The 2,457-nt window shown below is 43.1% G+C and carries 2 protein-coding genes; one reads left to right on the top strand and one right to left on the bottom strand.

The window, feature by feature from the left end; translation table 11 throughout:
* Nucleotides 1–48 precede the first annotated feature (48 nt).
* A complete protein-coding gene (locus AC5JMF_RS00390; RefSeq protein ID WP_495793738.1) occupies nt 49–1,221 on the bottom strand; it encodes a n-acyl-d-glucosamine 2-epimerase in 1,173 nt (390 codons plus the stop codon).
* 275 nt (nt 1,222–1,496) lie between these two features.
* On the opposite strand from AC5JMF_RS00390, the gene AC5JMF_RS00385 reads away from it, so the two are divergent.
* Nucleotides 1,497–2,045: a hypothetical protein gene (locus AC5JMF_RS00385; protein WP_495793737.1), complete on the top strand. Its 549-nt coding sequence runs from the start codon at nt 1,497–1,499 to the stop codon at nt 2,043–2,045.
* The last annotated feature ends 412 nt before the right edge of the window (nt 2,046–2,457 follow it).

The raw sequence follows: 2,457 nt of genomic DNA, 5'->3' as shown, positions 1-2,457 counted from the left end.
CAGCCAGAAAATTTATTTTCTGGCGAGTATCCGACTTTTGCAAGAGGTCTATTGACTCAACGCCTCAAATTGCTGCCAACATAAATACAGCGCCCGTGGAACGTGAAAACAACCTTTCCATTTGCCGCCTTTGAGGTTTAACAACACTTCTCCACGGCGGTTGAGATAGCCAAACCACTCACCGTGCTGAGAATCTGCAAAATGTGACCAGGCATAATCATGCATTTTTTGATACCATTCCCAGCACGCTTCTAACCCCGTCAGCCGATAGCCCATCGCCAATGCTACCAAAGACTCTAGGTGTACCCACCACAGCTTTTGATCCCATTCGAGCTGCTGTGGCGGATGCCCCTCTGCATCCATGAAGTAGTACAACCCACCATATTCATTGTCCCAGGCAAAATTGAGAATATTTAGCACGACATTAACGGCTTGGTTAATAGTTTTGGTATCGTTGCGGCGATGAGCGATGTCCATAATAAACCACATAGCCTCGATGCCGTGGCCTGGATTAATTAGTCGTCCGTCCATACAATCAATGTGGGAACCATCGGGAGTCACGTTTTCATACATTAGCCCGCGTTCATGGTCGAGAAAATCGGTCATGACTTCTTGAACAGTTGCACTCAGCACATCTTCAAGAGTTTCGCTGGGTAGCAACCATGCCATTTCTAGAGTTAAATTAGCTAAAATCATTGGCACTGCCAAAGATTTCATCGGGCGTGTACCGGGATAAGTTTTACTATATTTGCCCTTGGGGTGGTCTTTGCGGCGTAAAACATTGTTGTAGGCTTGCATAGCCACATCTTTGGCCCAATCTTCGCCAGAGGCGAGGGCATATTGGCTAAATGCCATCGCTGCAAAGCAATCAGAAAAGATATTATATGGCTGAATTAGTGGTTGGCCTGCACGAGTTAATGCAAAGTACCAGTTACCTTCGGTATCTCTGCCATGTTGGGCGAGAAAATTAGCGCCATTGCTGGCAATTTTTAGCCAAGTTTCATGCTTTTCTATCTGGTTGCAAAGCATCGAAAAAGTCCACACTTGACGGTTTTGCAGCCAGATAAATTTATCTGTATCATAAACTTTACCTTGGCGATCAAGGCAAGTGTAATAACCACCTTGCTCCCAGTCGAGTGAGTATTTTTCCCAAAATGGTAGGACATCGTTGAGGAGTGAGTTTTTGTACAGTTCAGCAAGCGCTTTGAAGTCATGCTTCATAAATTCCTCCTCTTGTGCGTCACAACCAACAACCCACACTGGTAGCAACAGTGCCTCGTTAATTATCGCCTAAGATGGTTCAGTTAAAGCCTAGTTTGATGGTGGCGATCGCCAATCAAATGCATTTTATTCTTTCTCCAGAGTATTAAGAAATAATTTAGGTAAAGTTTACCTAAGAAGAATTTTTAAAATAAAAATACCTGTAGTAATCTATTAAACGTTAACTTCCGAGTTAACACTAGAATTATCCAATTAAAAATAGAGAAAAATTTCTGATGAAATTAACTCAAAAGCTGGGTATCGTTACTACTGCTGTGGTAGCGATAAGCTTGAGTGTTGCAGAGGCTCTACCAGTCTACGCGGTTACACTCAACTTTGATTGGACTGGTAAAGCGGGGTATTCGGCTCAAGGTTTTTTTACCTACGATGAAACTCTAGGTGATGCAATCATTGATGAATCCAAACTTCAATCGCTAACCGTTTCTTTTTTTGATCCTAGTAAAAAACTATTGAATAGTTTGACCTCAGTTAACAATGGCAGCATTGTTTATAATTTTTTAGATTTCAACTACAACACAAATACGAAGGCTTTGTTTGGTTATTTTGATGTCGGTCAGGATAACGGGCAAAGTACAGATTATTATTTGTTTGGAAATATTGGTAATAAGCTTCGTTTGAGAAACCCTATTGCAGGAACAATAGATCAAAACGATGGATTAATTAATCCAGTACCTGAGCCATTAACAACAGGTGCCACAGTTATTGCCGCTGGCATCGGCTGGCTGGTGAAGCATAAGCAAGCTGCTACGAGAACTAAAGCTTAATTACTATTAGGAATCTGACTTGATTCATGAAATTATTCGCGTAGGTAGGGAGTAGGGAGTAGGGAGTGGGGAGTGGGGAGTAGGGAGTAGGGAATCAAATTTTTCGAGGTATACGGAGTTTTTTTAGCAATCAAATAGGAGTTCTATAGACTGAACGCAAACATCAAGCTAGAAACCCATGTGATCAATCACACAAAGATGACATGAAAATCTCTTTTCCCCACTCCCTACTCCCCACTCCCCACTCCCCACCTCTTATGGGTAGGTTTTTTAGATTTCGCGTTTTGGTTGACGCGCTTACGCGGGGACACGGTGAGACAGCGAGTAAAGGAGGGTTTCCCTCCGCAGGCGACTGCAAACCCGTTCGCTGAAAGCGTTCCCGTTCGCGCAGCGTCTCCGATAGGAGAAGGGT

It is taken from the genome of Desmonostoc vinosum, from assembly GCF_059505385.1.
The sequence above is the reverse complement of the archived record's forward strand: the minus strand, read 5'-3'. Positions and strand labels throughout refer to the sequence as shown.

Excerpts from the sequence above, each read along its gene's own strand:
- AC5JMF_RS00390 (WP_495793738.1), bottom strand. The coding sequence starts at position 1,221 with ATGAAGCATGACTTCAAAGCGCTTGCTGAACTGTACAAAAACTCACTC.
- AC5JMF_RS00385 (WP_495793737.1), top strand. The coding sequence starts at position 1,497 with ATGAAATTAACTCAAAAGCTGGGTATCGTTACTACTGCTGTGGTAGCG.